A 26,024-nucleotide genomic window follows, 5' to 3' on the forward strand; every position below is an offset into this window, starting at 1 on the left:
AATCATGAACGAAAGACAAGCCATCTTCGCCGACCGTCACGTCGGCCCCGGCCCGCAGGACGTACGCGCCATGCTCGCCGCCCTCGGCGTTCCATCGGTCGAGACCCTCATCACCAAGGCGGTGCCGAAGTCGATCAGGCTCGACCGCCCTCTCGACCTGCCGGAGCCCGCAAGCGAAGCCGAGGCTCTCGCCGAGCTTGGCGAGAAGATGGGCCGCAACGTCGTGCTGAAAAGCTTCATCGGTGCGGGCTACCATGGCGTGAACGTGCCGCCGGTCATCCAGCGCAACCTGTTCGAGAACCCGGCCTGGTACACGGCATACACGCCCTACCAGTCCGAGATCAGCCAGGGCCGGCTGGAGATGCTGTTCAACTTCCAGACGCTGGTGAGCGAACTGACTGGCCTGCCGGTGGCCTCCGCCTCGCTGCTGGACGAGGCGACCGCCGTTGCCGAGGCCGTCGGCATCGCGTGGCGCCACCACCGCTCCAAACGCAACGACGTCGTTCTTGCCGGTGCGCTGCACGGGCAGATTCTCGACGTGGTCAGGACGCGCGCGGAACCGCTCGGCATCAACATCGGTGCCGACGAGATCGGCGCGGAGACGACAGCCGTCATCGTGCCGTGGCCTGATACGCATGGCGTCTATGGCGACCACAAGGATACGATTGCCAGGGCGAAGGAAGCCGGCGCCATCGTCATCTTCGTCGCCGATCCGCTGGCGCTGACGCTGACCGAGACGCCGGCCTCGCAGGGTGCAGACATCGCGGTCGGCTCCATGCAGCGCTACGGCGTGCCGATGGGTTATGGCGGCCGCACGCGGCCTATTGCGCGGTCTCCGACCAGCTTACCCGGCTGATGCCGGGCCGGCTCGTCGGCCAGTCGACCGACGCGCATGGCAGGCCCGGTTACCGCCTCGCGCTGCAAACGCGTGAACAACACATCCGCCGCGACAAGGCGACCTCCAACATCTGCACGGCGCAGGCGCTGCTTGCCAACATGGCCGTCGCCTACGCGATCTGGCACGGCCCCGAAGGGCTGCAGGCGATCGCGCGCCGGGTAAACGGGCTTGCCGCACGGCTCGCGACAGGCTTGTCTGCGGCGGGCGTCGAAATTGCAGGCACCGCGATCTTCGACACTGTAACGGTAACGGTTATAGGCAAGGCTCGCGACATTGCCGAAAAAGCGGAAAAGGCCGGGCTTCTGCTTCGCGTGATCGACGCCGACCGGATCGGGATCACCTTCGACGAGACCTCGAACGAAGCCGATCTTCAAACCATCGGCGGGCTCTTCGGCGCTTCGATTCCGGACGATGCCTCCGCCACTCTGCCGGGCAAAGCGCGCGACAAGGGCTTCCTCACCCAGCCGGTTTTCCACGAGAACCGGTCGGAAACGGAAATGATGCGCTTCCTGCGCCGGCTTGCCGACAAGGACCTCGCGCTGGACCGCGCGATGATCCCGCTGGGCTCCTGCACGATGAAGCTCAACGCGGCCGCCGAGATGATGCCGGTGAGCTGGCCGAACGTCGGCAATCTGCACCCCTTCGCGCCCGAAGCGCATGCGCAGGGCTATCGCGCGATGATCGACGAGCTGGAAGGCTGGCTTGCCGAAATCACAGGCTTTGCCGCCGTCTCGCTGCAGCCCAACGCCGGCAGCCAGGGTGAATATGCGGGCCTGCTCGCCATACGCCGCTATCACCGCGAGCGCGGGGATGCGGGTCGCACAGTCTGCCTCATCCCCTCCTCCGCGCATGGCACCAACCCGGCAAGTGCTGCCATGGCGGGCATGGACGTGGTGGTGGTGAAATGCACGGAAGACGGCGACATCGACGTCGACGACCTCAAGGCAAAGGCCGCGCAGTTCTCGGACCGGCTCGCCGCGCTGATGATCACCTACCCTTCCACGCACGGCGTATTCGAGGAAGGCGTTCGCGACATCTGCGCGCTCGTGCATGAGCATGGCGGGCAGGTCTATCTCGACGGGGCCAACCTCAACGCCATGGTCGGCCTTGCCCGGCCCGGCGATCTCGGTGCCGACGTCTGCCACATGAACCTGCACAAGACCTTCTGCATCCCGCATGGCGGCGGCGGCCCGGGCATCGGCCCGATCGGCGTCGCGGCCCATCTGGCGCCGTTCCTCCCGGGTCACGTGGCAGGCGGCACCGAGCAGGCGGTGGCCGCTGCCCCCTTCGGCTCGGCGTCGATCCTGCCGATCACCTGGATGTACATCCGGATGATGGGTGCTTCGGGCCTCAAGCGGGCAACCGAGACGGCCATCCTGTCGGCCAACTACGTCGCCGAGCGCCTGAAAGCCCACTATCCGGTGCTCTACAAGGGTCGTAACGGCCGTGTCGCGCACGAGTGCATCCTTGATACGCGCGTGCTGAAGGACAGCGCGGGCGTAACCGTGGAAGACATCGCCAAGCGATTGATCGACTACGGTTTCCACGCGCCGACCATGTCATGGCCGGTGGCAGGAACGCTGATGGTGGAGCCGACGGAAAGCGAGCCGAAGCGCGAGCTCGACCGCTTCTGCGACGCCATGATCGGCATCGCGTCGGAAGCCGGCAAGATCGCCGACGGCTCTTGGCCGAAGGATGACAACCCGCTCGTCAACGCGCCGCACACCGCGGCCGAGGCGATGGCCGACGAATGGGCCCATGCCTATTCGCGTTCCGTCGCGACCTTCCCGGCGGGCGAAGCGGATTTCGCCGCCAAGTACTGGCCGCCTGTCTCCCGCATCGACAATGTCGGCGGCGACCGCAACCTCGTCTGCGCCTGCCCGCCTGTGGAAGCATTGGCGAGCTGAGCGCAATTTCTCCCGCCGCTTGTCGGAATGACCGGCGGCGATACGTCCTCGGGTGGCAGGGGCGGCATGCCCCTGCCCTTCCAACCCATACGAGGATGAGGAGAAAACCCATGGAAACCCGCACCGCGCCGCGCTCCGTCGCCAAGGACAAGAACAGCCCTCTGCGCCAGATCACTCCTTGTCTCTGGTTCGACGACAAGGCGGAGGATGCAGCCAACTTCTACGTTTCGGTCTTCCCCAACTCACACATCAGGACGACCAGTCGCTACGGCGCCGAAGGCAAGGAGATCCACGGCAAGGAAGAAGGCACGGTGATGACCGTCGCTTTCACGCTCGATGGCCAGGATTTCGTCGGCCTCAATGGCGGGCCGCACTTCACCTTCGATGAGGCGGTCTCGTTCCAGATTCCGTGCGCAGACCAGGAAGAGGTTGATTATTACTGGGCCAGGCTCAGCGAAGGCGGCCAGGAAGGCCCCTGCGGCTGGGTGAAGGACAGGTTCGGCCTGTCCTGGCAGGTGGTGCCCAACGCTATGTTGGAAATGATGCAGGATACCGATTCCGCAAAGGTAGCGCGCGTCACAGCCGCGTTCCTGCAGATGAAGAAGTTCGACATCGCGCAACTGCGCGTGGCCTTCGAAGGCTGAGCCCCGGCGAAGCCGGTCGTCGCTAGACGATCGGCGCGCCCACGACCGGCGCGGCATGTGCCGGCATTGGCGATTGCGTGGGCGGGAGTTCGGCCTCCGCCCGCGCCAGACGTACCGCGCCGAATGCCAGCGCGAAAGCAGCCGCAAAGATCAGTGACCGACGGAGCCAACGCGGCAGTCCGCCCGCCTGCGTGGTGTCCACTGTGGCCGGTACCGCGCCGCTTCCAACCGTTGCCATAGTTCCGTGTTTCACAGCCTTTGCCCCTGCACTTTTGCCGTTTTTGTGTTACGGGCGAAGCTGGAGGCGAAAGCTGAACAAATTCGTCCCCTGAGGCGGCACAAAAGGGGCTTATTCGTCAGGCTGGTTAGGCTTCGGTAAGACCGATCCGTAAAATTGGAGCCATTCGACACGACCGCGGCCCCGGCCGCGAACGTATCAGGAACTCCCGTCGCCTTGACCGCCGAACCGTGGCAGTATCGGCAGTGATTCGCGGCACATCGAACGACAGGCATTCATGGACGACGCAAACGACCTCTTCGCCAACCTCGCCGACAGCCCTGCCCCGCAGCGCGCGCCTGCGCGCCCGGCAGACCCGCTGGTGCAGGCCGCCAAGGCAAAGCAGCCGCAGCAGAAGGATGGTAGCGAAGGTTACAGCGCGGCAGACATCGAGGTTCTGGAAGGGCTGGAGCCGGTGCGGCGCCGGCCGGGTATGTATATCGGCGGCACCGACGAGAAGGCGCTTCACCACCTCTTCGCCGAAGTGATCGACAACTCGATGGACGAGGCCGTCGCCGGCCATGCGACCTTCATCGAGGTCGAGCTGGACGCCGAAGGCTTCATCACTGTCACCGACAACGGCCGCGGCATTCCGGTCGACCCGCATCCGAAGTTCAAGGACAAGTCGGCGCTCGAAGTCATCATGACGACGCTGCACGCCGGCGGCAAGTTCGACTCCAAGGTCTACGAGACGTCGGGGGCCTGCACGGCGTCGGCGTCTCGGTCGTCAACGCGCTATCCGACGTGCTCGAAGTCGAGGTCGCGCGCGGCCGAAAGCTCTACCGTCAGCGCTTCTCGCGCGGCGTGCCGCAGGGACCGCTGGAAAACCTCGGCGACGTGCACAACCGGCGCGGCACGCGCACGCGCTTTCATCCCGACGCGGACATTTTCGGGAAGAACGCGAAGTTCGAGCCGGCGCGGCTTTACCGCATGGCCCGTTCCAAGGCCTATCTCTTCGGCGGCGTGGAAATCCGCTGGTCGTGCGACCCGGCTTTGATCCCCGAAAAGGACGAGACGCCGGCAAAGGCCGTCTTTCACTTTCCCGGCGGATTGAAGGATTATCTGGCCGCATCGCTCGGCTCCGACTTCCAGGTGACCCGCGAAATCTTCGCCGGCAAGAGCGAGAAGCAGGGCGGCCACGGCTCGATGGAGTGGGCGGTCACCTGGTATGGCGGCGACGGCTTCCTGAACTCCTACTGCAACACCATCCCGACACCGGAGGGCGGCACCCACGAGATGGGTTTCCGCAACGTGTTGACGCGCGGGCTGAAGGCCTATGCGGATCTGGTCGGCAACAAGCGCGCCTCTGTCGTCACCGGCGAGGACGTGATGATCTCGGCCGCCGGCATGCTGTCGGTGTTCATCCGCGAACCGGAATTCGTCGGCCAGACCAAGGACCGGCTGGCGACGGTGGAAGCCCAGCGCATCGTGGAGACTGCGATCCGCGACGCCTTCGACCACTGGCTCGCCGACAATCCGCAGGAAGCCTCCAAGCTGCTCGACTGGGTGATCGCGCGCGCAGATGAACGCGTACGCCGCCGCCAGGAGAAGGAAGTCAGCCGCAAGAGCGCGGTGCGCAAGCTGCGCGCCTGCCCGGCAAGCTGGCCGACTGCACGCAGGGTGCGGCGCAAGGCGCGGAACTCTTCATCGTCGAGGGCGACTCGGCCGGCGGTTCCGCCAAGCAGGCGCGCGACCGCGCCAGCCAGGCCGTGTTGCCTCTTCGGGGCAAGATCCTGAACGTAGCCAGCGCCGGCCACGACAAGCTTTCGGCCAACCAGCAGATCGCGGACATCATTCAGGCGCTGGGCTGCGGCACACGCTCGAAATACCGCGACGAGGACCTGCGCTACGACCGCATCATCATCATGACCGATGCCGACGTCGACGGCGCCCACATCGCCTCGCTGCTGATTACTTTCTTCTACCAGGAAATGCCGCAGCTCATCAAAGGCGGCCATCTCTACATGGCCGTGCCGCCGCTCTATCGCATCAGCCAGGGCGGCAAGACGATGTATGCGCGCGACGACGCCCACAAGGACGAGCTCGTCAAAAACGAATTCACAGGCCGCGGCAAGATCGAGATCGGCCGCTTCAAGGGCCTTGGCGAGATGATGGCCGGCCAGCTCAAGGAAACGACCATGGACCGGCGCAAGCGCACGCTGCTGCGGGTCGATGTGGACGAGACCGATCCGGAAGGGACGCGCGCGTCCGTAGATGCGTTGATGGGCACCAAGCCCGAAGCCCGGTTCCGCTTCATCCAGGAGCGTGCCGAGTTCGTCGAAGAGCTCGACATCTGAGCCGCCCCCTTTCGTAAATCAGGAAATCACCATGCCTCTGAGGATTGTCTACGTCTCCACGCTCGAGCAGCATGTGACCGAGGCCGAACTTGCCGCACTCGTCGAAAAGGCTGCCGCCTTCAACACGAGCCATGGCATCACCGGCATCCTCGCCGTCGAGGACAGGCGCGTGTGCCAGATTCTCGAAGGTCCGGACGCCGCCGTCGATGCGCTGTTCGCGTCCATCAAGCGCGATGACCGGCACGCCGGCATCGTAGAGCTCGTACGCCACGGCATCGACGCAACCACTTTCGATGACTGGGGCATGGTTCGTCGCGGCATGCTCGACATCGTCGTGGCCGCCTACGCGGCATAAGACGGGAGCGGCAAACCGCCGGTCCCGTCTCTCGCTTGGTCAAGCCCGCGCAGCGCTGTGGCCGTCTCGCCGGATACGCCGGATGATCAACCAGTCGACCAGGAGCATCACGATCAGCGATGCTCCGACCAGCGGAAATATCACGCCACCGAGGAAAAGGATCGCCAACAGACCGCGAAACACGCGCTGATCGGATGGCTCCGGTGGCACGCCGAGTGAGCCGGCCGGGCGCCGCTTCCACCACATGATCCCGGCCGCGACCGACATCAGCACGATCGCCGCACACACGACGAGCAGGAAGAGCTGGTTCGCGAGACCGAACTGCTGGCCCATGTGGACGTTGATGCCGAACTCCAGCCATTTGCCGAGCGGGCCGTAGTCGGCGTAGCTCATGTCGATCAGGGGTTCGCCGTTATATCGATCGAGATGGACGACCCGCTGCTGCGCGAGATCGTCGGGATAGACGGAGCCGGTAAACACGCCCGTCGGCGTCGTCGGGATATTGACGGCATAACCGCGATGCAGCCCGAGCCGGTCGAAAGTCGCGACCGCCTGATCGAGACCGATGCCGGCACCGGCGTCGGGAGCCGGGGATGATTCCGGCACACGAGCCTGCTCAAGCGACCAACTCGTCTGCCCCAGATGATGGAGATGTTCGTCCGACATCGGCACAGCCACGCGCACGCCTGCGGGGTAGCCGAAATTGTTCCCGTTCGCCCATTCGTTGACCTTGCCACCCCAGACATTGGACCACGGCATTCCGGTGATCGCGAGAAACACGATGAAGAACCCAACCAGGATCCCGGTAACTGCATGTGTATCGCGCCAGAACATCCGGTTGCCCGGCTTGCCCCGCACCGTGAGCACGCCGCCCCTGCCCTGCCTTCGCGGCCACCAGAGATAGATGCCGGTGCCGACCAGAAGGATCGCCCATCCGCCGGCAATCTCGATGACGCCGCGTGCGACAGGCCCGAAATAGCGCAGGCTGTGAAGATAGCGCACCGTCCACATGACGGTACCGCGATCGGCAAGCGAGCCGAGCACTTCGCCGCTATAGGGGTCGACATAAACGGCCAGCCGTTCGCCGCCGTCTGTATTGATGGTTATCTCGGCTGAGAGATCCGCGCGGGGCGGATCGGTATACTTGACCGCGGTGCCCGGATGGGCCGCCACAGCGGCGGCCACCATCGCCGATGGCGCAACGGATTCGACGCCCTGCTGAATTTCGACCTTCTTGAGATCTGCATGAAGGATGGCGTCGAGCTCATCGCGGAACAGATAGAGCGCGCCGGTAACGGCAAGCGTGATCATGAAGGGCAGGACCAGAAGGCCTGCGTAGAAATGCCAGCGCCAAACGGCGCGATACAGATCGGTGGACGAGCGCGCGGCCGTCCCCATCTCGCTTGATGAAAGTGTCATTGTGGTCTCCAGATGTGCGAAAACGCCGCTGCGTGCCCGATCTGGTCGCAGCGGCCGGTTCGTTCGTCACTGGGAGACGGCGGGAGGTCCGCGTGCTTCTGCGGTCAGTCCGGCCTCGGCCGAAGAGACGACGGTCGACCGAAGCGGAAAGGGTGCCGCAAGACAGAGGTCGCGCGCGTACGGGAAGGCCTCGGCGATGCCGGCCACGACCGGCCCCGTCGCACAAGCTACCTGGCAAAGGGTGGAACAACAGTCGCGGGCGAGGTTATTGAGAGGGTGGTCGGTGTCGCCTTCGACCGCCCCGTCCACCGAACAGATCACGAATGCCGGGCCGAATGAATCGGCTGCCATCGTGCTCTTTGCATAGACCGAGACGAGGCCTTGCAGCAGGATCAGATAGACGAGCAGGCCGGTGGCAAGCCACGCCACCAGACGATCGCGCCAGATTGTCCTGATACCCCTCATCAAGGCCGCATGACAGAAAACCGCGCCGGTGTCACTGCGACATCTGTTCAATCGGCGGCGTGGAGCATCCGTCTATTCAGGCTGCCGCGATCGCCAGTGCGTGAGAGCGCGCATTCTCGCGCAGAACCTCAAGGTGAATTGCCTTGATTAGGGCGGCCGTTTCGCGGTCGCGCTCACTCGGCCCCGACTGCCCTGGCGCGGCATTGACCTCGCCCAGCATCAGCCAGGTCACCTCCTGCGCCCCGGCGACGCGTTTTCCGGTGGCGACCTCTCGCCATACCTTGAGCGCGCGCAGGAAGACCGCGTGCAGCGTTTCGACAAGGCCGGCCGAGCGGAAGAGAGCCGTCACGGCGACATCCCGGCCGGAGGCCAGGATCGCCCGCACACGTTCCTCGGACTGGCCAGTCAGCGCCATCAGTACGGAACCGAAGAAATCCACCTTGCCATGCGCAATCGCGCGGATGAGAAAGCTGGCCGTGAGCTCGCCACGCAGACGCAGATGCTCGATGAGCGCGGCGTGCTCGCCACGCGCGGTCTTGTCGAGCAGTGTCAGCGAAGCGCGCTGGCACGCCTCGCGGGTAACGCGCTCGGCACGCGCCTGCCCCATTAGCGCAATCACCAGCGGCGACGTCTTCAATGCCTCGCCAAGTTTGACGAGCAGCATGTGCCTGCAGTCACCCGGCAGACGCCGGTCGTTCAAAAGTGTTTCGCGCAGCGCGGCCTGATGGCCATGGCGCTCCGCCATCCGGCGAAAAGACAGCGAAGCGATGTCCGCCCCGCCGTTGCGGGCAAGAACAACACAGGCCTCTAGTTCGCCCACTTCGGCTATCGCCGCCGCCAGGCTCATGGAAACCGACGCACGTCCCGCAATCAGGCTCTGGATCGGGCCGTCGGACGCCGCGACCCGGTCGATCAGATCCGCATCGGTAAGCAACGGCGAACGTACCAGAACCGGGGCCGCAACCTCCTTCTGGTCCGAAGCCAGCGCGGCGATGATCTGCGGCGGCGCGTAGCGGCTCATCGACAGCGCCTCGGCCAGCGCTGCGCGCACCTTGGGCGACGGATCGTCGAGCAGGAGCGTCAGCGCCGCCTCTGCCTCGCACCTGTCCTCAAAGGGAAGCTGATGATCGACAAAGGCACGCGCCAGCGCGGCTGCGGCCGCCTCTCGCTCTGCAACCCGCGCACTGCCGACCCATCTGAGAAACTGTCTGATGACCATTTACGCCTGCGCCCGACCTCGCTCAACTCCCGGTGGACGCTAGAGAAAAATGGTTTACGAACGGTTCACCATGCCTTTTAACCGACCGGAAACCATAGCCGCAGGGAGGGAATTTCCATGGCTGGGCTTTATCTGGAGGAGTTCGAGGTCGGGCAGGTCATCCGCCATGCATTGACCCGTTCGGTGACGGAGAGCGACAATGTGCTGTTCTCGGTCATGACCATGAACCCGCAGCCGCTCCACATCGATTTCGACTACGCGGCGAAGTCGGAATGGGGCAAGCCGCTCGTCAATTCGCTTTTCACGCTCGGCCTGATGATCGGCATCTCCGTTCACGACACCACGCTCGGCACGATCGTCGCCAATCTCGGGATGACGGATACATCGTTCCCGCATCCGGTTTTCCACGGCGACACGATCCGGGTCGAAACGGAAATCCGCTCGGTGCGGGAATCAAAGTCGAAGCCCGACCGGGGCGTCGTCGAGATGGAACACCGTGCCTACAACCAGCAGGGCGATCTCGTCGCCCGCTGCCTGCGGCAGACGATGGTGCAGAAGAGGCCTGCCTGATGCGTTCGCTGCTGTTCGTCCCCGGCGATCGGAGCGCAAGCTCGCAAAGGGCCTGTCATCCGGCGCGGATGTGCTGATCGTCGACTTGGAAGATTCCGTTTCAGCCGACAACAAGCAGGCCGCGCGCGAAACTGCGGCAGCATTTATCGCATCGGAAAGGCACGGGCCGTCGATCTATGTCCGCTTCAACGATCTTTCGACCGGCCTGATCGACGACGATCTTGCCGCCGTGATGAAGGCCGCGCCCACAGGCGTCATGCTGCCTAAATCGAACAGCGCCGACGATGTCGGGCGCCTCGCAGTTCGCCTGCGCGTTCACGAAGCCGAAAACGGGCTCGCCGATGGCGTGACGAAGATCATCCCGATCATAACCGAGACGCCGCTGGGCACATTGAACGCCGCGACCTACCGACAGGCCGGCGCGCGGCTCGCGGGCCTGACGTGGGGCGCGGAGGATTTGTCCGCTGAGATCGGCGCGGCCGACACGCGAGACGACGAAGGCGCCTATACCGACGTGTTCCGCTTCGCACGCGTCTCCACCATTCTGGCCGCGGGCGCGGCGGAAGTGGCGGCGATCGACACCGTGTTCCCCGATTTCCGCAACGAAGAAGCATTCCGGCGCGACTGCCTCGAAGGTATGCGCGATGGCTTCACCGGTCGCATGGCGATCCATCCTGCACAGGTTCCGATCATCAACGAGGTCTTCACCCCGTCGCAGGAGGCGGTCGCTCATGCCCGTGCCGTGGTCGCGGCCTTCGCGGCGGCGGGCAACCCGGGCGTCGTGGGCATAGACGGCAAGATGTACGACCGCCCTCACCTCAAGCGGGCGGAACGGCTTCTGGCACGGGCGCTCTGACGGGTGACGGCAATCTTCCTGCCGGAAGCCAGGCCCGGTCCATTCGAGCGCGCGGGTTTTATCCGCCCGAGGGTTGGCCCGCCGCAACCTGCCCGTTAGAAAGGCGCGCGAGTCAATCTGCCCCGGAGATATGCCTGATGAGGCATGAATGTCGCCGCCCGGCCCTCGTCACGCTTTTTTCAGCCCTGCTCGCATTGGCTTTCGCAAGCATTGCGGCAGCCCAACAGAGCGAACAATCCCAGCCGCAGACAGGCAGGCTCACCGTCGGCGTCTATGAGAGCCCGCCCTTCGTGATGAAGGATGGCGAGCGCTTCAAGGGGATGTCCATCGACCTTTGGGAGAGACTGGCTGCCGATCTCGACATCGAGGCCGATTACGTCGAACTCGACACCTTGCGCGAACTGGTATCCGCCACCGCGAACGGTCTGATCGACGTAGCCGTCACCAATCTGACGATCACCCGCGACCGCGCTGAAAGCATCGACTTCACCCATCCCTGGTTCGACGCCGGGCTCCGGATCATGGTCAACGAGGAGCGCACCGCCGGTTTCTGGGACGTTATCGCCGGACTTCAATCGTCTGGCCATTTGCGTGCCTATGGATGGATCGTCGCGACAATACTGGCCGCGACGGTTCTTCTGACCTTTTTCGACCGGCGCTTCGACAAGAACTTCCCGCAACGCTGGCGCGACGGCATCGCGGAAAGCTTCTACACGGTCATGTCGGTCGCCACCTCCGGCAAGCCGCCCTCGCGCAGCAACCTCTTCGGGTGGGTCGGGCGCATATGGCAGGGGCTGTGGCTGGTCTGTGGCGTCGCCGTTCTGGCCTATGTGACGTCGTCGGTCACGAGCGTGATGACGACGCTTTCACTGACGAACCAGATCAACTCGGTCGAGGATTTGCCCGGCCGTCCCGTCGCGGTTTTCTCCGGTTCGGTCGCCGAAACATATGCGCGCCGAGCCGGCATGGATGCGCGCACCTTCGCGCACCTCGGCGAGGCCGTGGACGCGCTAGTGCAGGGGCGTGTCGTGGCCGTCATCGCCGACGCTCCGGTGCTGGAATACTACGCGCACAGCAACCCCCAGCAGCCGGTCACCGTCGTCGGCCCCATCTTCGAGCCGGACAAATACGGCTTCGCCCTGCCACAAGGCAGCAACCTCACGAGACCGCTGACGGTAGAGTTGATCGGCGCTCACGAAAGCGGCGTAATCGAGGAAATCAGGGCGCGTTATTTCGGCGAAACGCCGTAGAGCTCACTCCTGCCAACGCGGCCGGCGCATCTGGAACGTTTCGGACACGGCGGTGTAATCCATGTAGCCGAGACGGGCCACGGTACCCGCCTTGACGATGTCGAACAACCCGTCAGTCAGCGCGGCATCGTCGATATGGACGCCGACAACCTCGCCGAAGACAATGACGTTACCGGCCGGGCGGCCGTCCAGCCCCTTCGGCTCAAGGATGTCGGTGACCTTGCACTCGAGTGCGGCGAGCGCTTCGCCGACGCGCGGCGGAGCCACCAGTGATGACGGCACCGGAGTGAGGCCCGCATAGTCGAACTCCGAAACGCCGCGCGGCGCATCGACGGCGCTGGCATTCATCTTTTCCGCCAGGTCGCGGCTGACAAGATTGGCAACGAATTCGCGGGTTTCGCCGGCAAAGCTGACACTGTCCTTCTGCCCTTCAGAGGAAAACATCACGAGATGCGGATGCGTGCCGAGCGCGTTGAAGAAGGAATAGGGCGCGAGATTGAGGGAGCCATCGGCTCCGAGCGACGAAATCCAGCCGATCGGCCTCGGCGCGACGATTGCCTTGAAAGGATCATGCGGCAGGCCATGGCCCTTCGACGGTTCGTAAAACATGCTCACGCCTCCCAGGGGCCGGACCATTCCGAATAAAGCGTGTCCACATCGGGGCGCGGCCGCTCGGGCGCGTCGCCCGAGAAGGTGCCGATATGCACGAAACCGACGACGCGCTCCTGCGGCGCGAGGCCGAGAATGCGCCGGCCTTCCTCGTCGTCGGAATACCAGTTGGTGATCCAGTTGGTGCCGTAACCGAGCGCGTTGGCCGCAATCACCAGGTTCATCGCCGCAGCGCCGCCCGACAGGAACATCTCCCATTGCGGGATTTTCGGGTTCTCTCGCGGCACCGATACGACCCCGATCACGAGCGGTGCCCGCGAGAAACGAGCCAGTTCCTGCTGGCGGCGGCCATCCGTCAGCGGTCCCTCGCGCTCCTCGGCCCGCGCGGCCAGCATCTCGCCGATGCGGTCCCGCGCGGCGCCGCGATAGAGTATGAAGCGCCATGGTGCCAGCCGGCCGTGGTCCGGCACCCGGGAGGCGATCGTCAGCATCGTCCTGATCTCTTCGTCGGACGGCGCAGGTTCGTTAAGCTCGGGGATCGGCGCGGATTTGCGCGTAAGCATGAAATCGATGATGGAGGAAGACAATCGGATGCTCCTGGAAACGGCTGCAGTGATGGGTACCGACGGGGAGCCGGATGCCTGGACCGGGTGCGGCCATGACGGCACGCAATTATGGCCTTGAAATTGCCATCGCCCTGGGCTTCAACGCAAGCCATGATAGGGGACGTTTCCAGACTGTTCACCAGAACGATTCTCGCCGGCGGCATTGCGCTTGTCGCGGTCTCCGCGGCGGCGCAGGACAATACGGACGTTCTCGATGGGCTGGAGGTTCCCGGCCTTTCAAGTTTCGCCCCGCCGACAACCCAAGGGCCGCTTGCCACTAGCGGCCAGGGAGAGGTGAAGCTTTCGGCTCATCTCACGGAGGGTGGGCCCGAGATCACACGCGGCCTCGTATGGCGCGTATTCCGCCCGCAGGCCGATAGCGAAGGCAAGCTGCCGCTCGTCGCCTCCTCGCAAGGCGGGTCCGGCGTGTTTTCGCTGGAGCCCGGCAGCTATCTCGTCCACGCATCCTTCGGACGCGCCGGCGCCACCAAGCGTATCACCGTCGCGCGCGATGCGGGGGTCGAATCGATCGTGCTCGATGCCGGCGGCCTCAAGCTCGACGCGGTTCTTTCCGGCGGCCTGCGCATCCCCGCCGGCAAGCTGAGGTTCTCGATCTATGACGAACAGCCCGACGCCACCGGCGAGCGTCCGCTGATTATCCCCGACGTCAAACCCAACACGGTCGTCAGGCTCAATTCCGGCACCTATCACGTGGTCTCGACCTACGGGAAGGTCAATGCCGTCATTCGCTCCGACATCCATGTCGAGGCAGGCCGGCTCACCGAAGCGACCGTCGAGCACAAGGCCGCCGAGCTGACCATGAAGCTTGTGCGCGAGGAAGGCGGCGAAGCCATCGCCGATACATCGTGGGCGGTGCTGACCGATTCGGGCGACATCGTGCGCGAAAGCGTCGGTGCTTTCGCCTCGATGGTTCTTGCCGAAGGCGAGTACGCGGTTGTCGCCAAGAACCGCGACAGGATCTACCAGCGCGAATTCAAGGTCGTGGCCGGTCACAACCAGGACGTCGAAGTGCTTGCCGTCGAAGACGACGGAGACGGCTAGAAAAAGAAGGCGGGCATTGCTGCCCGCCCCCATCAACTGTCAGGTGGCTGCCTCTGCAGCCAGCTTCTTGCGCTTCAGGTCCGGCGGCATCGCCTCCTCCACCAGCATGGCGGTTGCCGCGTCCAGCGTCATCGATTCCTGATCGCGCGAGCCGAGACGCCGCACATTGACGCTTGCCTCCTCCGCCTCGCGACGACCGCAGACGAGGATCACCGGAACCTTGGCCAGCGAGTGCTCGCGAACCTTATAGTTGATCTTCTCGTTGCGCAGGTCGGCCTCGGCGGAAAGCCCAGCGGCCTTCAGCTGCGCCACCACGCGCTGGGCATACTCGTCCGCATCCGAGGTGATGGTGGCGACGACGACCTGCAACGGCGCGAACCACAGCGGCATGTGCCCACCACAGCTTTCGATGACGATGCCCAGGAAACGCTCGAGCGAACCGGCGATTGCCCGGTGCACCATGACCGGCTGCTTCTTCTCTGAATCCGCGCCGATATAGAACGCCCCGAACCGCTCCGGCAGGTTGAAGTCGACCTGGGTCGTGCCGCACTGCCACTCGCGGCCGATGGCATCCTTGAGCGTATATTCGAACTTGGGTCCGTAGAACGTGCCCTCGCCTTCGTTGATGCCGGTCTTGATGCGGTTGTCCTCGCGGGCGATGCGCGCGAGCGACCGCCGCAGGATCTCCTCGGCGTGATCCCACATCGCATCGGTGCCGACACGCTTCTCGGGCCGGGTCGCCAGCTTCACCTCGATCTCCTCGAAGCCGAAATCCGCATAGACCGACATCATCAGGTCGTTGATCTTGAGGATTTCCGCCTCGAGCTGTTCCTCTGTGCAGAAGACGTGCGCGTCGTCCTGGGTAAACCCACGCACGCGCATCAGCCCGTGCAGTGCGCCCGAAGCCTCGTAGCGATGCACGTTGCCGAACTCGGCCAGCCGGATCGGCAGGTCGCGGTAGGACTTAAGGCCGTGCTTGAATATCTGCACGTGACCGGGGCAGTTCATCGGCTTCAGCGCGAAGATGCGCTGATCGGCTTCCGGATCGTTCGGGTGCGTAAAGGCATGCGCCGACTTCACCGCGAACATGTTCTCCTGATACCACCCCCAGTGGCCGGATGTCTCCCACAGGCTCTTGTCGAGAATCTGCGGCGCGTTGACCTCCTGATAGCCGTCACCGAGCCGGCGCCGCATGTAGGAAATCAGGTTCTGGAACATCTTCCAGCCCTTGGCGTGCCAGAAGACGACGCCGGGGCCCTCTTCCTGGAAATGGAACAGGTCCATCTCGCGTCCGAGCCGGCGATGGTCGCGCTTCTCGGCTTCTTCCAGCATGTGCAGATACTGGTCGAGCTGCGCCTGGTCGGCCCATGCCGTGCCGTAGATGCGGGTCAGCATCGGGTTGTTGGCGTCACCGCGCCAGTAGGCGCCCGCCACCTTCATCAACTTGAAGGCGCTGCCGATCTGGCCGGTCGAAGCCATATGAGGCCCGCGGCACAGGTCGAACCAGTCGCCCTGGAAGTAGATCTTGAGATCCTGGTCTTCGGGGATCGCGTCGATCAGCTCGACCTTGTAGGCCTCGCCCTTCTCCGAAAAGACCTTGCGCGCGCGATCGCGCTCCCACACTTCCTTGGTGAAGGGGCGGTTGCGCGCGACGATCTCGCGCATCTTCTTCTCGATGACGGGGAAATCGTCCGGCGTGAACGGCTCGTTGCGCGCGAAGTCGTAATAGAAGCCGTTCTCGATGACCGGGCCGATGGTCACCTGCGTCCCCGGCCACAGCTCCTGCACCGCCTCTGCCAGCACGTGCGCCGCATCGTGGCGGATAAGCTCGAGCGCGCGCGGATCGTCGCGCGTGACGATCTCGATGTTCCCGATGGTGACCGGGTCGGCTAGGTCGCGCAGCGTGCCGTCGATCGCAATCGCAACCGCCTTCTTGGCGAGCGACTTTGAGATCGACTCGGCAACGTCGCGGCCGGTGGTGCCGGCATCGAACTCGCGCACGGATTTGTCGGGGAATGTCAGGGAAACGGAAGCCATCGGTATTCTCCTATCCAGTCCTGCAAACGAGCGCAGGTGGTGTGGGTGATCAGCCGTGGCAGTCCGTGTCAGGCCAGCCGACGGCAGGCCCGCTACATAAGCGGCGCACCGGCGCAGGTAAAGACCCGCGATGCCGGCGCGCCTTGTTGTTGAGGCAGCCCGGTGTCGGGCGGCCGCGGGCGTCAGGCTTCCGCGCTGTTGTCCTCGACGGGCGCGCCGGGGCCATTCTTCTTGATCGAGTCGATCGCGTTCTGCGCACTTGCCTTGGACGTATAGCCCTCGGTCGAGAACATGATCTCGCTGTTGTATTTGAAGCGGACGCGGAACTCGCCCTTCTTGTCCTTGTAGATTTCGAACTTGTGAGCCATGCAGGCCTCCCCTCTCTCGCTACGTCAATTAACACGCGCAAATTGCCAGCGGCAGGCGGCGACGGCAAGCCACCGGACGCCTAAACCTTGATTACGGGGCCGTTTTTTCCATCTGCTTCCGGCTTATCGCCCAGTAACGCCACGGCAGGTACCAGACGTAACGCCTCTCCAGCCGCTCGGGCACGGGGTCCAGGCCATGCGTTCCGCCAGGCCCGCAGCGCACGAAGCGGAACAGTCCCATCCAGCCGCCCGCCCACAATCCGTGGCGCGCAATCGCCTCGTACGCATATTCCGAGCATGTGGGCAGGTGACGGCACGAATTGCCGATGAAGCCTGAAAGCGTGAGCTGGTAGAACCGGACAAACCCGGTCCCGATCAGGCGACCCGGCGTACGCCGCCACGGACCCGCATAGTTGCGGCCGGCTCGATGCCTGTGATCAGCCATGCAACCGCCTCAGGCGGCCTCGCCCGAACGCCGCTTCTCGATCTGGCCGATCGCGTCGACCACGGCGTCGAAAGTCAGCATCGTCGACGCATGGCGAGCCTTGTAGTCGCGCACCGGCTCCAGATATTTCAGGTCCTCGAAGCGGCCTTCCGGGGGCGCCCCGTTCTCCTTCAGCATCTTCAGCATGGTCTCGCGCACCGCGCGCAGCTCGGCGGCGGTAGCGCCCACCACATGCTGCGCCATGATCGAGGAGGACGCCTGTCCCAGCGCGCATGCCTTCACGTCGTGGGCGAAGTCGGTGACAGTGTCGCCGTCCATCGTCAGGTCGACCACCACTGTGGAGCCACACAGCTTGGAATGCGCCGTAGCTGTGGCATCGGGACGCTCCAGCCTGCCGATGCGCGCGATATTTCCCGCAAAACCGAGAATTTTCGCGTTATAGACGTCGTTTATCATGGTTTTCCAACCTGACGGCGCGGGGAGAGGATGGTTTGCCGCTTCCGCGTCTTCCATTCGTCGTATTGGCACATATATAATGGAGTGACCCTGCCGCCAACAAGTCGGATGAGCCCGACGGCTGCAGAAGGAATGCACGCCGCTTCCGGAACTTCGGACAGTCCGACTTTTCCGCGAAAGGCTGTGGTCCGTTCAACTCGTCCCTTCGTAGAAAGGGACTACGGGAGACGCCTTTCATGGATGCTATCGTCAAGAACTTTCCCCCTCGCCCCGAAACCTCCCAGCCGGACTACATGGACAAGCCGGTCACCGACCGCCCCTCGCAGGAAGAGGTAGAGGCCGCTGTTCGCACGCTGCTGCGCTGGACCGGCGACAACCCGGACCGCGAAGGCCTCGTCGATACGCCCAGGCGCGTGGCCAAGGCCTACCGCGAGATGTTCTCCGGCTATGACCAGTGCCCTGCCGACGAACTCGGCCGTACCTTCGAGGAGGTACAGGGCTATGACGATATGGTGCTGGTCCGGGACATCCAGTTCCATTCGCATTGCGAGCACCACATGGTGCCGATCATCGGCAAGGCGCATGTCGCCTATCTGCCCGACGGCAAGGTCGTCGGCCTGTCCAAGATCGCGCGCACGGTCGACATCTTCGCCCATCGCCTGCAGACGCAGGAAGCGATGACCGCGCAGGTCGCCGGCGTCATCCAGGATGTGCTGATGCCGCGCGGCGTTGCCGTGATGATCGAGGCCGAGCATATGTGCATGGCCATGCGCGGCATACGCAAGCAGGGTTCGACCACGCTGACCACCACCTTCACCGGCGCCTTCAAGGAGCAGCCGGAGGAGCAGGCACGCTTCATCATGATGGTTCGCAACGGCCTGACGGCCTGAGCGGCCGGAAAGTCTCATCATGGATTTCCCAGCCCCGTCGGCCGACAAGGCCGAACTTGAGGAAGGCGTCGCCTTCACGCCGCGCTTCGACAGCAACGGCCTCGTGGCGGCCGTCGTCACCGATTCTGGTGATGGCGCGCTGCTGATGGTCGCGTATATGAACGCTGAAGCGCTCGCCTTGACGCTGGAAACCGGCATTGCCCATTTCTGGTCGCGTTCGCGCGGCAGTCTGTGGAAGAAGGGCGAGACGTCGGGCAATGTCCAGCGGGTCGCGGAGATCAGAACCGACTGCGATCAGGACGTCGTCTGGCTGAAGGTGAAGGTCGGCGGCCACGATGCAACCTGTCACACGGGGCGGCGTTCCTGTTTCTACAGGACGGTGCAATTCGAGGATGGCAATGCAACGCTCGTCAGCGATGGCGATACGGCACGGTTCGACCCTAAGACGGTGTACGCCCACAAGGCGTAATCGTCCCGGCCTTCTACCGCTAAAAGATTCATCATTTCGATACGACCCGTTAGGTATAATCCGCGCGGGATAGGGAGAAGTGCGATGCTCGAATGGGCGTCTTTGCGTAGCAGGCACGAAGGTGGGAACGGCGGAGACCTCCCCGCGGCTCCCATTCCGCCGGAACCGAAGCCGATCAGAAAATCAGGCATCTCGCTGGCGCTCGGCGGCGGTGCGGCACGCGGCTGGGCACATATCGGCGTGCTCCGCGCGCTCGACGAAGCCGGCATCCAGATCGACATGATCGCCGGCACCTCCATCGGCGCACTGGTCGGCGGCTGCTATCTGGCCGGCAAGCTCGACGAACTCGAGGAGTTCGCCCGCTCCCTGACAAAGCGGCGCATCTTCGGCCTTCTCGATATCCATCTGGGCGGCAGCGGCCTCTTCGGCGGCATGAAGCTCACCGCGCGCATGCAGGAACACATGTCCGGCATCACATTTGCCGACCTGCCGAAACCCTTCGTGTGCGTGGCGGCAGAAATTCGCACTGGCCACGAGATCTGGCTGTCGAGCGGCTCGCTGATCACCGCTATGCGCGCATCCTACGCCCTGCCCGGCGTCTTTGAACCCGTTGCGTGCAACAAGCGCGTGCTGGTCGACGGCGCATTGGTCAATCCCGTCCCGGTGTCGGTCTGCCGCGCGCACGAGCAACCGCTCGTCGTCGCGGTAAACCTCCACTACGATCTCTTCGGCCGCGCGGCCGTCATCAAGCACAGCGCCGATGCGCCGGACGGCGACACTGACACCGCACTTGTGGTCGACAAAGGACCGAGCGAGCGGGAAGCGCGTCTTGGCATAACCGGCGTGATGGTCGAAGCCTTCAACATCATCCAGGACCGCATCTCGCGCGCACGCATGGCCGGCGACCCGCCGGACCTGGCGCTGCTGCCGAAGCTCGGTCATATCGGCCTGACGGAATTCCACCGCGCCGACGAGGCGATCCGCCTCGGCTACGAAGTGACCAAGGCCCAGCTCGGCGAACTGGAGCGGCTGCAGACAGTGCTGGGCTGACAGGCTGAGCGGGGCTGACGGGCTCGGCCAATTGCGGGAAGCCGGACCACATCATCCGAGCGCAAGTTGAAGGCAATCGCCGGGTTCACGCCAGCGCGGCGTCGAGCACCCTGAACTGAACCGAACGCGCACCATTCCACCAGTTCGACGAGATCGTTCCCGCCACATGCACGGTGCGGCCGCGATTGGCGTAGAGAAAATTGCCGAGATCGGTGGCGGCGGCGCGAAAGGCCATTGCCTGCATACGCGCCCCGGTCTGAGAACGCAGATCGACGCGGATGTGGTTGGTGCCAACCTGCCGCGCGTCGGCAATCGTATGGCGGGGCAACACCAGCACCGGCTGCGCATGCCCCGCGCCGAACGGTCCCGCACTCTCGATGGCGTCGAGAAGATCGAAATTGGCGCCGTCTGCCGACAAGGCCGCGTCGACCTCCAGCGCTTCGCCGTCACGCAGTTTGGCGACATCCTGCGCGGCCCATTCCTCGAAGAAGGCCCTCAGTTCGCCAAGGCGGGCGCGTTCGACGGTAATGCCCGCCGCCATAGCATGCCCGCCACCCTTGAGAAGCAGGCCGCGCTCGACGGCCGTCCGCACCATGCGGCCAAGGTCGAAGCCGGGGATCGAGCGGCCCGAGCCAGACCCGACGCCATTGGCGTTGAATGCGATGGCAAAGGCCGGCCGGCGCGCATGCTCCTTCAGACGTGCCGCAAGCAGGCCGACCACGCCCTGATGCCAGTCGTCGCTCGCTGTGACGATGACCGCCGGGCCGTTGCCTGAGGAAAGCTCGGCGTCGGCTTCCGCGCGCGCCTGCTCCAGCATCACCTGCTCAAGCGCCTGGCGCTCGCTGTTCAGCCTGTCCAACGTCTCGGCGATTGTACGGGCCTCGACGGGATCGTCACCGGCCAGCAATCGGCTGCCAAGTGCTGCATCGCCGATGCGCCCGCCCGCATTGATGCGCGGCCCGAGGATGAACGAAAGATGATAGGGATTGAGCGGCTCGCCGATGCCAGACACCCGCGACAGCGCAGACAGGCCTGCATTGCCCAGCCGCCGCATGGCCAGCAGGCCCTTGACCACGAACGCCCTGTTGACGCCGACGAGCGGCACCACGTCACAGACGGTGGCGAGCGCCACGAGGTCGAGCCAACCGAGTAGATCAGGCGGCGGCGCGCCGTGGCCGCGCTCTCGCAACAGGCCCACGACACGCACCAGCGTGACGAACACGACGCCCGCCGCGCAAAGATGCCCCTGGCCGGAAAGGTCGTCCTCGCGGTTTGGATTGACGATGGCGACCGCCGCAGGCAGCGCGCCGCCCACCTGGTGATGATCGAGCACGACCACGTCGCCCCCGCCTCGTTGGCGGCATCAATGGATGGCCCGCTGTTGGTGCCGCAATCGACGGTCACGATCAGCCGCGCGCCGCGCGAAACGAGTTCGCGCATGGCTTCCGGATTCGGCCCGTAACCCTCGAAAATGCGGTCGGGTATGTAGATTTCGGCATCGATCCCGTAATGGGCAAAGAAGCGCTTCATCAGCGCGGAGGATGCCGCGCCGTCCACATCGTAGTCGCCGAAGATCGCCACCTTCTCCCGGCGTGCCACGGCATCGGCAATGCGCGCGGCGGCCTTTTCCATGTCGGTCAACGAGCGCGGGTCCGGCAGGAGGTCGCGGATGGTCGGATCGAGAAAGCGCGCCGCTCCGTCCTGGTCGACCCCGCGCCCGGCCAGTACGCGCGCCACGATGTCGGGCACGCCGTGGCTCTGGGCGATCGCCATGGCGATGTTTTCTTGCCGCTGGTCGAGCCTGTGGGCCCACGCCAGCCCGGTCGCCGATTGGCGTACGTCGAGGAAAAAGCGCCGTTCCGTCATGTCCGCTCCGGATTCATGACATCAAATTAGGCGTTGAAGCGTCGGATTCCAAAGGGGAATCGGCCGAAACTGACAAAGCCGCCCGCTTGCGCGCGATCCGTTCCCGGACACCGACGGTCAGAACTTGTCCAGATCCTGATGCCGCGCCTTGATCTCGCGCACGGTGCCGGAGGATGAGCGCATCACGATCGTATGCGTCTGGATCGAATCGCGGCCGAACTTCACGCCAGCGAGCATGTTGCCGTCGGTCACGCCGGTCGCGGCGAAAAGCACGTCGCCGCGCGCCATCTCGTCCATCGCATAGACCTTGTTGGGGTCGGCGATGCCCATCTTCGCAGCGCGTGCGATCTTTTCCTCGGTGTTGAGCTGCAGCCGCCCCTGCATCTGGCCGCCGATGCAGCGCAGCGCCGCAGCAGCCAGCACGCCCTCCGGCGCGCCTCCGGTGCCGAGATAGATGTCGATGCCGGTCTCATCCGGATCGGTGGTGTGGATGACGCCGGCGACATCGCCGTCACCGATCAGCCGGATCGCCGCGCCAGTGGCGCGCACGGCTTCGATGAGTCGCGCGTGGCGCGGCCTGTCGAGAATGCACGCGGTGATCTCGCCCACAGGCACGCCCTTGGCCTTGGCGAGGTTCTCGATGTTTTCCTGGGCCGAAGCGTCGATGTCGACCACGCCGGCCGGATAGCCCGGCCCCACCGCGATCTTGTCCATATAAACGTCGGGTGCGTAGAGCAGGCTGCCCTTCTCCGCGATAGCGATAACGGCCAGTGAGTTGGGCAGGTTCTTGGCGCAGATCGTGGTGCCCTCGAGCGGATCGAGCGCGATGTCGACGCCCGGTCCCTCACCCGTTCCCACTTCCTCGCCGATGTAAAGCATCGGCGCCTCGTCGCGCTCGCCCTCGCCGATCACCACCGTGCCTTGGATCGGCAGCCTGTTGAGCTCCGAGCGCATGGCGTCCACGGCCACCTGGTCCGCAGCCTTCTCGTCACCACGTCCGCGCAGCCGTGCAGCAGCGACCGCGGCGCGCTCGGTGACGCGCACCAGTTCGAGGGTGAGGATACGGTCGAGACCGGGTGAAGCGGCTTTGGCCATCGTCATTTCCTGCGTGGGATCCTGTATGTACCCGATCGGGCGCACCCGTTCTGTCAAAGCGGAACGCGGGCCGCAAGGGCGTTTCAGCGCGGTTTGAAACATCAATCGATTGAATATTGATGACACTCCGCAACCGGCATCGAAATACACGGCCGACCACTCACAGGCCCGGTCACGCGGAAAGACGCCGCGCAAGGAAGCTGCGCCATGCGAGCCAGAGCACAACCGCCGCGATCGCCGCCGCCAGGCTCATTCCCATCCACGGATGAGGTCCGTCGAAGAACACCTCGTGCATGATCCGGCCCGGTAGGAAACTGAAACCGCCTGCAATGACCAGCGCACCAAGATAGAGGCTCTGCATCGTTCGTCGGTGTTCCAGGATGCGCTTGCGTCGCGCCGCGCGGATACCGCTATACAGGGACCACAAGGTGATAATCGAAAGCAGGTGGATTGGGCTCCACGGGCCGACGAGCCGTATTGTGTGAATGAAGAAGGACGTGATGGCCACGACAAGCATCAGCACGACCCAGATCTTTCCAGCCATGCGGTGGGCCCTGTCACCCTTCGCCCTGAAAAGAACCAGGCCGCCGAGCAGGAAAGCCAACACGGCAATGGCAACATGAATCTGTATGGCGAAGCTGGCGTTCTGAAGCGGTGCGAGGGTCATGGATCAGGTCCTTGTATTCGGTTCGTCGCAGGTTCGTCCCTGCGCCACGCTTGACCTGCCCGCCGCGACCGCGTTTCCTCAAATCGAACTTCGTCAAAGGCCGGATCTGCTTCGTGAGAGACAACGCACTGCAATTCACGATGCGCGAAATGCAGCGCGTCGCGGCGTCGCCATTGCCATGGGCGGCGCTGGCCGGCGCAGCACTCGTTCTGGGAATGGTCGGGCCGTTCGGCACCTACGAAAGCCTGCGCCTTCCCGCGAGGCTCGCCTATTGGGCGGCAATCGTCGTTTCGACCTACTTCCTGGGCTTCGCCGTCGTATCCCTGCTGGAAAAAGCCATCTTCGCGAAGCGGCCGGGTCCTGCCGGCTTCGCGCTGATCGGCGCAATGGCCGGGGTTCCGGTCGCCCTTTTCGTCTGGGTGCTGAACCGCCTCGTCTACGGCACGGACGTGGTATTCCTGCTGCCGCTGACCCTCTACGTCATGGCCATCGCCGCGGTGTCATCCGGCGTGATAGCCTTCTTCTCCGCGCGACTGGCGCACGCGCCGGCGCCTGCGCAACCCAGCGCCCAACGGCCAAAGCTGATCGAGAGGCTGCAGCCCCGGCTGCGCGGCAAGCTGCTCTATCTTTCCATGCAGGATCACTACGTGGAGGTCGTGACCGACAAGGGTTCCGAACTCATCCTCATGCGCATGTCGGACGCCGTCGACGAGACGGCGCCCGTCGAAGGCCTGCAAATCCACAGGTCCTATTGGGTAGCCAGCAACGCGGTCACCGGAACCACGCGTCGCGACGGTCGGCTCATTCTGCGCATGTCTGATGGCGCCGAATTGCCGGTCAGCCGCAACCGTATCGGCGCGGTAAAGGACGCGGGGCTCGCCTGAACCCTCGGCTCAGGCCGCCCGTTCGATGCGGATGACCTGCGGCTTGTCGACGAGGTGGCCGTCCTTGGTGACCGCGTCGACGGCCTTGCGCACGGCCGCTTCCGTAGTCTCGTGCGTGACAAGGATCACCGTTTTCTGGCTCTCGGTGTTCGCGCCGTTGGCGTGCTGGACGATCGATTCCAGCGAAATCTCGTTCTCCGCCATGCGCTTGGCGATGGCGGCGAAGACGCCGGTACGGTCATGCACCGTCAGGCGGATGAAATAGCCGCCCTCATGGGTGCGCATGCGCGCCTTCTTGTAAGGCGTCAGTTCCTTGACCGGCCGGCCGAACACCGGGCCATGCTGGAAACCGGGCCTCGCCTTGGCAATGTCGGCCACGTCGCCGACAACCGCCGACGCCGTCGCGTTACCGCCGGCGCCAGGACCGGACAGAAGCAGTTCGCCCAGAATGTCGGTCTCGATCGCCACTGCGTTGGTCACGCCGTGAACCTGCGCGATGACGGACGCCGTCGGCACCATCGTCGGGTGCACCCGCTGCTCGATGCCGCTCTCCGTGCGCTGCGCGACGCCCAGCAGCTTGATGCGATAGCCGAGTTCGCCCGCTGCGCGGATATCGGCCTGGGTAATATTGGAAATGCCTTCCATATAGATGTCGTCGGCCGAGATGCGGCTGCCGAAGGCAAGGCTGGTCAGGATCGCCAGCTTGTGCGCCGTATCGTGCCCCTCAATGTCGAAGGTCGGGTCTGCCTCCGCATAGCCCAGCCGCTGCGCGTCCTTGAGGCAGTCCTCGAACGAGATGCCTTCGGCTTCCATGCGCGTCAGGATGTAGTTGCACGTGCCGTTGAGAATGCCGAACACACGCGTGACCGCATTGCCGGCCATCGCTTCGCGCATGGTCTTGATGACCGGGATACCGCCAGCCACCGCCGCCTCGTAGTTGAGCAGCACGCCCTTCGCCTCGGCGATCTTGGCAAGCGCCAGGCCATGGCGGGCCAGCAACGCCTTGTTGGCCGTCACCACGTGGTGGCCGGCTTCCAGCGCCGCGGTCACGCAAGCCAGCGCAGGCCCCTCGTCGCCGCCGATCAGCTCGACGAAAACGTCAATGCCGTCCCAGGCGGCAAGCTCAGCGGGATCGTCGAACCATTGCGCGGCCGAAAGGTCGACACCGCGGTCCCGACCGCGCGTGCGTGCCGAAACACCGGTGACCTCAATCGGCCTGCCGCATTGCCGGGTCAGTTCGCTGGCCTTCTCGGCAAGGACGCGGGCCACGCTGGCACCGACGGTGCCCAACCCGGCAATTCCAACACGCAATGCTTCGCTCATGCCCCCGGCATCCTTCATATTCGGCAGTCAGTTCGGTCGGC

General features: G+C 64.5%; 22 protein-coding genes and 4 pseudogenes. 12 read left to right on the top strand and 14 right to left on the bottom strand.

Annotated features, from left to right (window positions below):
• Positions 1-4: 4 nt before the first annotated feature.
• Both gcvP and HK436_RS17165 read left to right on the top strand, forming a co-directional pair.
• Positions 5-2,805, top strand: a pseudogene (gcvP, locus tag HK436_RS17160) (aminomethyl-transferring glycine dehydrogenase).
• 110 nt (positions 2,806-2,915) lie between these two features.
• On the top strand, positions 2,916-3,449 hold the full coding sequence (locus HK436_RS17165; RefSeq protein ID WP_173191719.1) for a VOC family protein: 534 nt from the start codon (positions 2,916-2,918) through the stop codon (positions 3,447-3,449).
• Positions 3,450-3,471: 22 nt separating this feature from the next.
• Here HK436_RS17165 and HK436_RS17170 read toward each other — a convergent pair whose 3' ends face one another.
• Complete coding sequence (locus tag HK436_RS17170; RefSeq protein ID WP_173191721.1) at positions 3,472-3,702, bottom strand: hypothetical protein; 231 nt, start codon at positions 3,700-3,702, stop codon at positions 3,472-3,474.
• Between the two features lie 262 nt (positions 3,703-3,964).
• On the opposite strand from HK436_RS17170, the pseudogene parE reads away from it, so the two are divergent.
• Together parE and HK436_RS17180 are read left to right on the top strand one after the other, a co-directional pair.
• Positions 3,965-6,023: pseudogene (parE, locus tag HK436_RS17175) on the top strand (DNA topoisomerase IV subunit B).
• A gap of 31 nt (positions 6,024-6,054) precedes the next feature.
• Positions 6,055-6,378 carry a BLUF domain-containing protein gene (locus HK436_RS17180; RefSeq protein ID WP_173191723.1) on the top strand — a complete coding sequence of 108 codons (324 nt, stop codon included), beginning with the start codon at positions 6,055-6,057 and terminating at the stop codon, positions 6,376-6,378.
• 39 nt (positions 6,379-6,417) lie between these two features.
• Here HK436_RS17180 and HK436_RS17185 read toward each other — a convergent pair whose 3' ends face one another.
• The 3 genes from HK436_RS17185 to HK436_RS17195 all read right to left on the bottom strand — a co-directional run bounded on the left by HK436_RS17185 (position 6,418) and on the right by HK436_RS17195 (position 9,481).
• Positions 6,418-7,797 (bottom strand): PepSY-associated TM helix domain-containing protein, encoded by a 1,380-nt coding sequence (locus tag HK436_RS17185; RefSeq protein ID WP_173191725.1) that lies wholly within the window; start codon positions 7,795-7,797, stop codon positions 6,418-6,420.
• Positions 7,798-7,863: 66 nt separating this feature from the next.
• The gene (locus HK436_RS17190; RefSeq protein ID WP_173191727.1) at positions 7,864-8,262 is read right to left on the bottom strand and encodes a hypothetical protein; all 399 of its coding nucleotides are present in this window, start codon (positions 8,260-8,262) and stop codon (positions 7,864-7,866) included.
• 76 nt (positions 8,263-8,338) lie between these two features.
• Positions 8,339-9,481 carry a DUF2336 domain-containing protein gene (locus HK436_RS17195; protein ID WP_173191729.1) on the bottom strand — a complete coding sequence of 381 codons (1,143 nt, stop codon included), beginning with the start codon at positions 9,479-9,481 and terminating at the stop codon, positions 8,339-8,341.
• Positions 9,482-9,598: 117 nt separating this feature from the next.
• Here HK436_RS17195 and HK436_RS17200 point away from each other — a divergent pair, with 117 nt between their 5' ends.
• The 3 genes and pseudogenes from HK436_RS17200 (at position 9,599) to HK436_RS17210 (ending at position 12,157) form a co-directional block, all read left to right on the top strand.
• Positions 9,599-10,051 (top strand): MaoC family dehydratase, encoded by a 453-nt coding sequence (locus tag HK436_RS17200; RefSeq protein ID WP_173191731.1) that lies wholly within the window; start codon positions 9,599-9,601, stop codon positions 10,049-10,051.
• Positions 10,051-10,907, top strand: a pseudogene (locus tag HK436_RS17205) (HpcH/HpaI aldolase/citrate lyase family protein). Before HK436_RS17200 ends, HK436_RS17205 begins: the two are co-directional and overlap by 1 nt.
• A 137-nt stretch (positions 10,908-11,044) precedes the next feature.
• Positions 11,045-12,157, top strand: a complete 1,113-nt coding sequence (locus tag HK436_RS17210; protein ID WP_173191733.1) for a transporter substrate-binding domain-containing protein — start codon at positions 11,045-11,047, stop codon at positions 12,155-12,157.
• A gap of 3 nt (positions 12,158-12,160) precedes the next feature.
• On the opposite strand, the gene HK436_RS17215 is transcribed toward HK436_RS17210, so the two are convergent.
• Positions 12,161-12,766 carry a flavin reductase family protein gene (locus HK436_RS17215; RefSeq protein ID WP_173191735.1) on the bottom strand — a complete coding sequence of 202 codons (606 nt, stop codon included), beginning with the start codon at positions 12,764-12,766 and terminating at the stop codon, positions 12,161-12,163.
• 2 nt (positions 12,767-12,768) lie between these two features.
• Positions 12,769-13,353, bottom strand: a complete 585-nt coding sequence (locus HK436_RS17220) for a nitroreductase family protein (RefSeq protein WP_173191737.1) — start codon at positions 13,351-13,353, stop codon at positions 12,769-12,771.
• 129 nt (positions 13,354-13,482) lie between these two features.
• Here HK436_RS17220 and HK436_RS17225 point away from each other — a divergent pair, with 129 nt between their 5' ends.
• A complete protein-coding gene (locus HK436_RS17225) occupies positions 13,483-14,433 on the top strand; it encodes an RgsD C-terminal domain-containing protein (protein WP_173191738.1) in 951 nt (316 codons plus the stop codon).
• 39 nt (positions 14,434-14,472) lie between these two features.
• Here the strand turns inward: HK436_RS17225 and thrS are convergent, their stop codons facing one another.
• From thrS to HK436_RS17245, 4 genes are all read right to left on the bottom strand, one after another.
• Positions 14,473-16,470, bottom strand: coding sequence for a threonine--tRNA ligase (gene thrS / locus HK436_RS17230; protein WP_173191740.1), 1,998 nt, complete (start codon positions 16,468-16,470; stop codon positions 14,473-14,475).
• Between the two features lie 182 nt (positions 16,471-16,652).
• The gene (locus HK436_RS17235; RefSeq protein WP_173191742.1) at positions 16,653-16,838 is read right to left on the bottom strand and encodes a YegP family protein; all 186 of its coding nucleotides are present in this window, start codon (positions 16,836-16,838) and stop codon (positions 16,653-16,655) included.
• Between the two features lie 91 nt (positions 16,839-16,929).
• The gene (gene yidD, locus HK436_RS17240; protein ID WP_173191744.1) at positions 16,930-17,283 is read right to left on the bottom strand and encodes a membrane protein insertion efficiency factor YidD; all 354 of its coding nucleotides are present in this window, start codon (positions 17,281-17,283) and stop codon (positions 16,930-16,932) included.
• Between the two features lie 9 nt (positions 17,284-17,292).
• Positions 17,293-17,739, bottom strand: coding sequence for an iron-sulfur cluster assembly scaffold protein (locus tag HK436_RS17245; RefSeq protein WP_173191746.1), 447 nt, complete (start codon positions 17,737-17,739; stop codon positions 17,293-17,295).
• A 236-nt stretch (positions 17,740-17,975) separates the two neighbouring features.
• Here HK436_RS17245 and folE point away from each other — a divergent pair, with 236 nt between their 5' ends.
• The 3 genes from folE to HK436_RS17260 all read left to right on the top strand — a co-directional run bounded on the left by folE (position 17,976) and on the right by HK436_RS17260 (position 20,148).
• Positions 17,976-18,629 carry a GTP cyclohydrolase I FolE gene (gene folE / locus HK436_RS17250; protein WP_173191748.1) on the top strand — a complete coding sequence of 218 codons (654 nt, stop codon included), beginning with the start codon at positions 17,976-17,978 and terminating at the stop codon, positions 18,627-18,629.
• A 19-nt stretch (positions 18,630-18,648) separates the two neighbouring features.
• The gene (gene hisI / locus HK436_RS17255) at positions 18,649-19,098 is read left to right on the top strand and encodes a phosphoribosyl-AMP cyclohydrolase (protein WP_173191750.1); all 450 of its coding nucleotides are present in this window, start codon (positions 18,649-18,651) and stop codon (positions 19,096-19,098) included.
• 84 nt (positions 19,099-19,182) lie between these two features.
• Entirely contained in the window at positions 19,183-20,148 is a 966-nt protein-coding gene (locus HK436_RS17260) for a patatin family protein (protein ID WP_173191752.1), read from the top strand.
• Positions 20,149-20,233: 85 nt separating this feature from the next.
• Here HK436_RS17260 and recJ read toward each other — a convergent pair.
• The 3 genes and pseudogenes from recJ to HK436_RS17275 form a co-directional block, all read right to left on the bottom strand.
• Positions 20,234-22,014: pseudogene (gene recJ / locus HK436_RS17265) on the bottom strand (single-stranded-DNA-specific exonuclease RecJ).
• 117 nt (positions 22,015-22,131) lie between these two features.
• On the bottom strand, positions 22,132-23,109 hold the full coding sequence (gene glpX, locus HK436_RS17270; RefSeq protein ID WP_173191754.1) for a class II fructose-bisphosphatase: 978 nt from the start codon (positions 23,107-23,109) through the stop codon (positions 22,132-22,134).
• A 172-nt stretch (positions 23,110-23,281) separates the two neighbouring features.
• Positions 23,282-23,776 (bottom strand): DUF2306 domain-containing protein, encoded by a 495-nt coding sequence (locus tag HK436_RS17275; protein ID WP_173191756.1) that lies wholly within the window; start codon positions 23,774-23,776, stop codon positions 23,282-23,284.
• Positions 23,777-23,889: 113 nt separating this feature from the next.
• Between HK436_RS17275 and HK436_RS33055 the strand changes: the two genes are divergently transcribed.
• Entirely contained in the window at positions 23,890-24,660 is a 771-nt protein-coding gene (locus tag HK436_RS33055) for a LytTR family DNA-binding domain-containing protein (RefSeq protein WP_173191758.1), read from the top strand.
• Positions 24,661-24,669: 9 nt separating this feature from the next.
• Here the strand turns inward: HK436_RS33055 and HK436_RS17285 are convergent, their stop codons facing one another.
• Entirely contained in the window at positions 24,670-25,983 is a 1,314-nt protein-coding gene (locus HK436_RS17285; RefSeq protein ID WP_173191760.1) for a homoserine dehydrogenase, read from the bottom strand.
• Between the last annotated feature and the right edge of the window lie 41 nt (positions 25,984-26,024).

This window comes from Neoaquamicrobium sediminum (assembly GCF_013240295.1).
In the GTDB taxonomy this organism is placed as follows: Bacteria; Pseudomonadota; Alphaproteobacteria; order Rhizobiales; family Rhizobiaceae; genus Aerobium; species Aerobium sediminum.

Excerpts from the sequence above, each read along its gene's own strand:
- HK436_RS17165 (WP_173191719.1), top strand. The coding sequence starts at position 2,916 with ATGGAAACCCGCACCGCGCCGCGCTCCGTCGCCAAGGACAAGAACAGC.
- HK436_RS17180 (WP_173191723.1), top strand. The coding sequence starts at position 6,055 with ATGCCTCTGAGGATTGTCTACGTCTCCACGCTCGAGCAGCATGTGACC.
- HK436_RS17185 (WP_173191725.1), bottom strand. The coding sequence starts at position 7,797 with ATGACACTTTCATCAAGCGAGATGGGGACGGCCGCGCGCTCGTCCACC.
- HK436_RS17190 (WP_173191727.1), bottom strand. The coding sequence starts at position 8,262 with ATGAGGGGTATCAGGACAATCTGGCGCGATCGTCTGGTGGCGTGGCTT.
- HK436_RS17195 (WP_173191729.1), bottom strand. The coding sequence starts at position 9,481 with ATGGTCATCAGACAGTTTCTCAGATGGGTCGGCAGTGCGCGGGTTGCA.
- HK436_RS17200 (WP_173191731.1), top strand. The coding sequence starts at position 9,599 with ATGGCTGGGCTTTATCTGGAGGAGTTCGAGGTCGGGCAGGTCATCCGC.
- HK436_RS17210 (WP_173191733.1), top strand. The coding sequence starts at position 11,045 with ATGAGGCATGAATGTCGCCGCCCGGCCCTCGTCACGCTTTTTTCAGCC.
- HK436_RS17215 (WP_173191735.1), bottom strand. The coding sequence starts at position 12,766 with ATGTTTTACGAACCGTCGAAGGGCCATGGCCTGCCGCATGATCCTTTC.
- HK436_RS17225 (WP_173191738.1), top strand. The coding sequence starts at position 13,483 with ATGATAGGGGACGTTTCCAGACTGTTCACCAGAACGATTCTCGCCGGC.
- thrS (WP_173191740.1), bottom strand. The coding sequence starts at position 16,470 with ATGGCTTCCGTTTCCCTGACATTCCCCGACAAATCCGTGCGCGAGTTC.
- HK436_RS17235 (WP_173191742.1), bottom strand. The coding sequence starts at position 16,838 with ATGGCTCACAAGTTCGAAATCTACAAGGACAAGAAGGGCGAGTTCCGC.
- yidD (WP_173191744.1), bottom strand. The coding sequence starts at position 17,283 with ATGGCTGATCACAGGCATCGAGCCGGCCGCAACTATGCGGGTCCGTGG.
- HK436_RS17245 (WP_173191746.1), bottom strand. The coding sequence starts at position 17,739 with ATGATAAACGACGTCTATAACGCGAAAATTCTCGGTTTTGCGGGAAAT.
- folE (WP_173191748.1), top strand. The coding sequence starts at position 17,976 with ATGGATGCTATCGTCAAGAACTTTCCCCCTCGCCCCGAAACCTCCCAG.
- hisI (WP_173191750.1), top strand. The coding sequence starts at position 18,649 with ATGGATTTCCCAGCCCCGTCGGCCGACAAGGCCGAACTTGAGGAAGGC.
- HK436_RS17260 (WP_173191752.1), top strand. The coding sequence starts at position 19,183 with ATGCTCGAATGGGCGTCTTTGCGTAGCAGGCACGAAGGTGGGAACGGC.
- glpX (WP_173191754.1), bottom strand. The coding sequence starts at position 23,109 with ATGGCCAAAGCCGCTTCACCCGGTCTCGACCGTATCCTCACCCTCGAA.
- HK436_RS17275 (WP_173191756.1), bottom strand. The coding sequence starts at position 23,776 with ATGACCCTCGCACCGCTTCAGAACGCCAGCTTCGCCATACAGATTCAT.
- HK436_RS17285 (WP_173191760.1), bottom strand. The coding sequence starts at position 25,983 with ATGAGCGAAGCATTGCGTGTTGGAATTGCCGGGTTGGGCACCGTCGGT.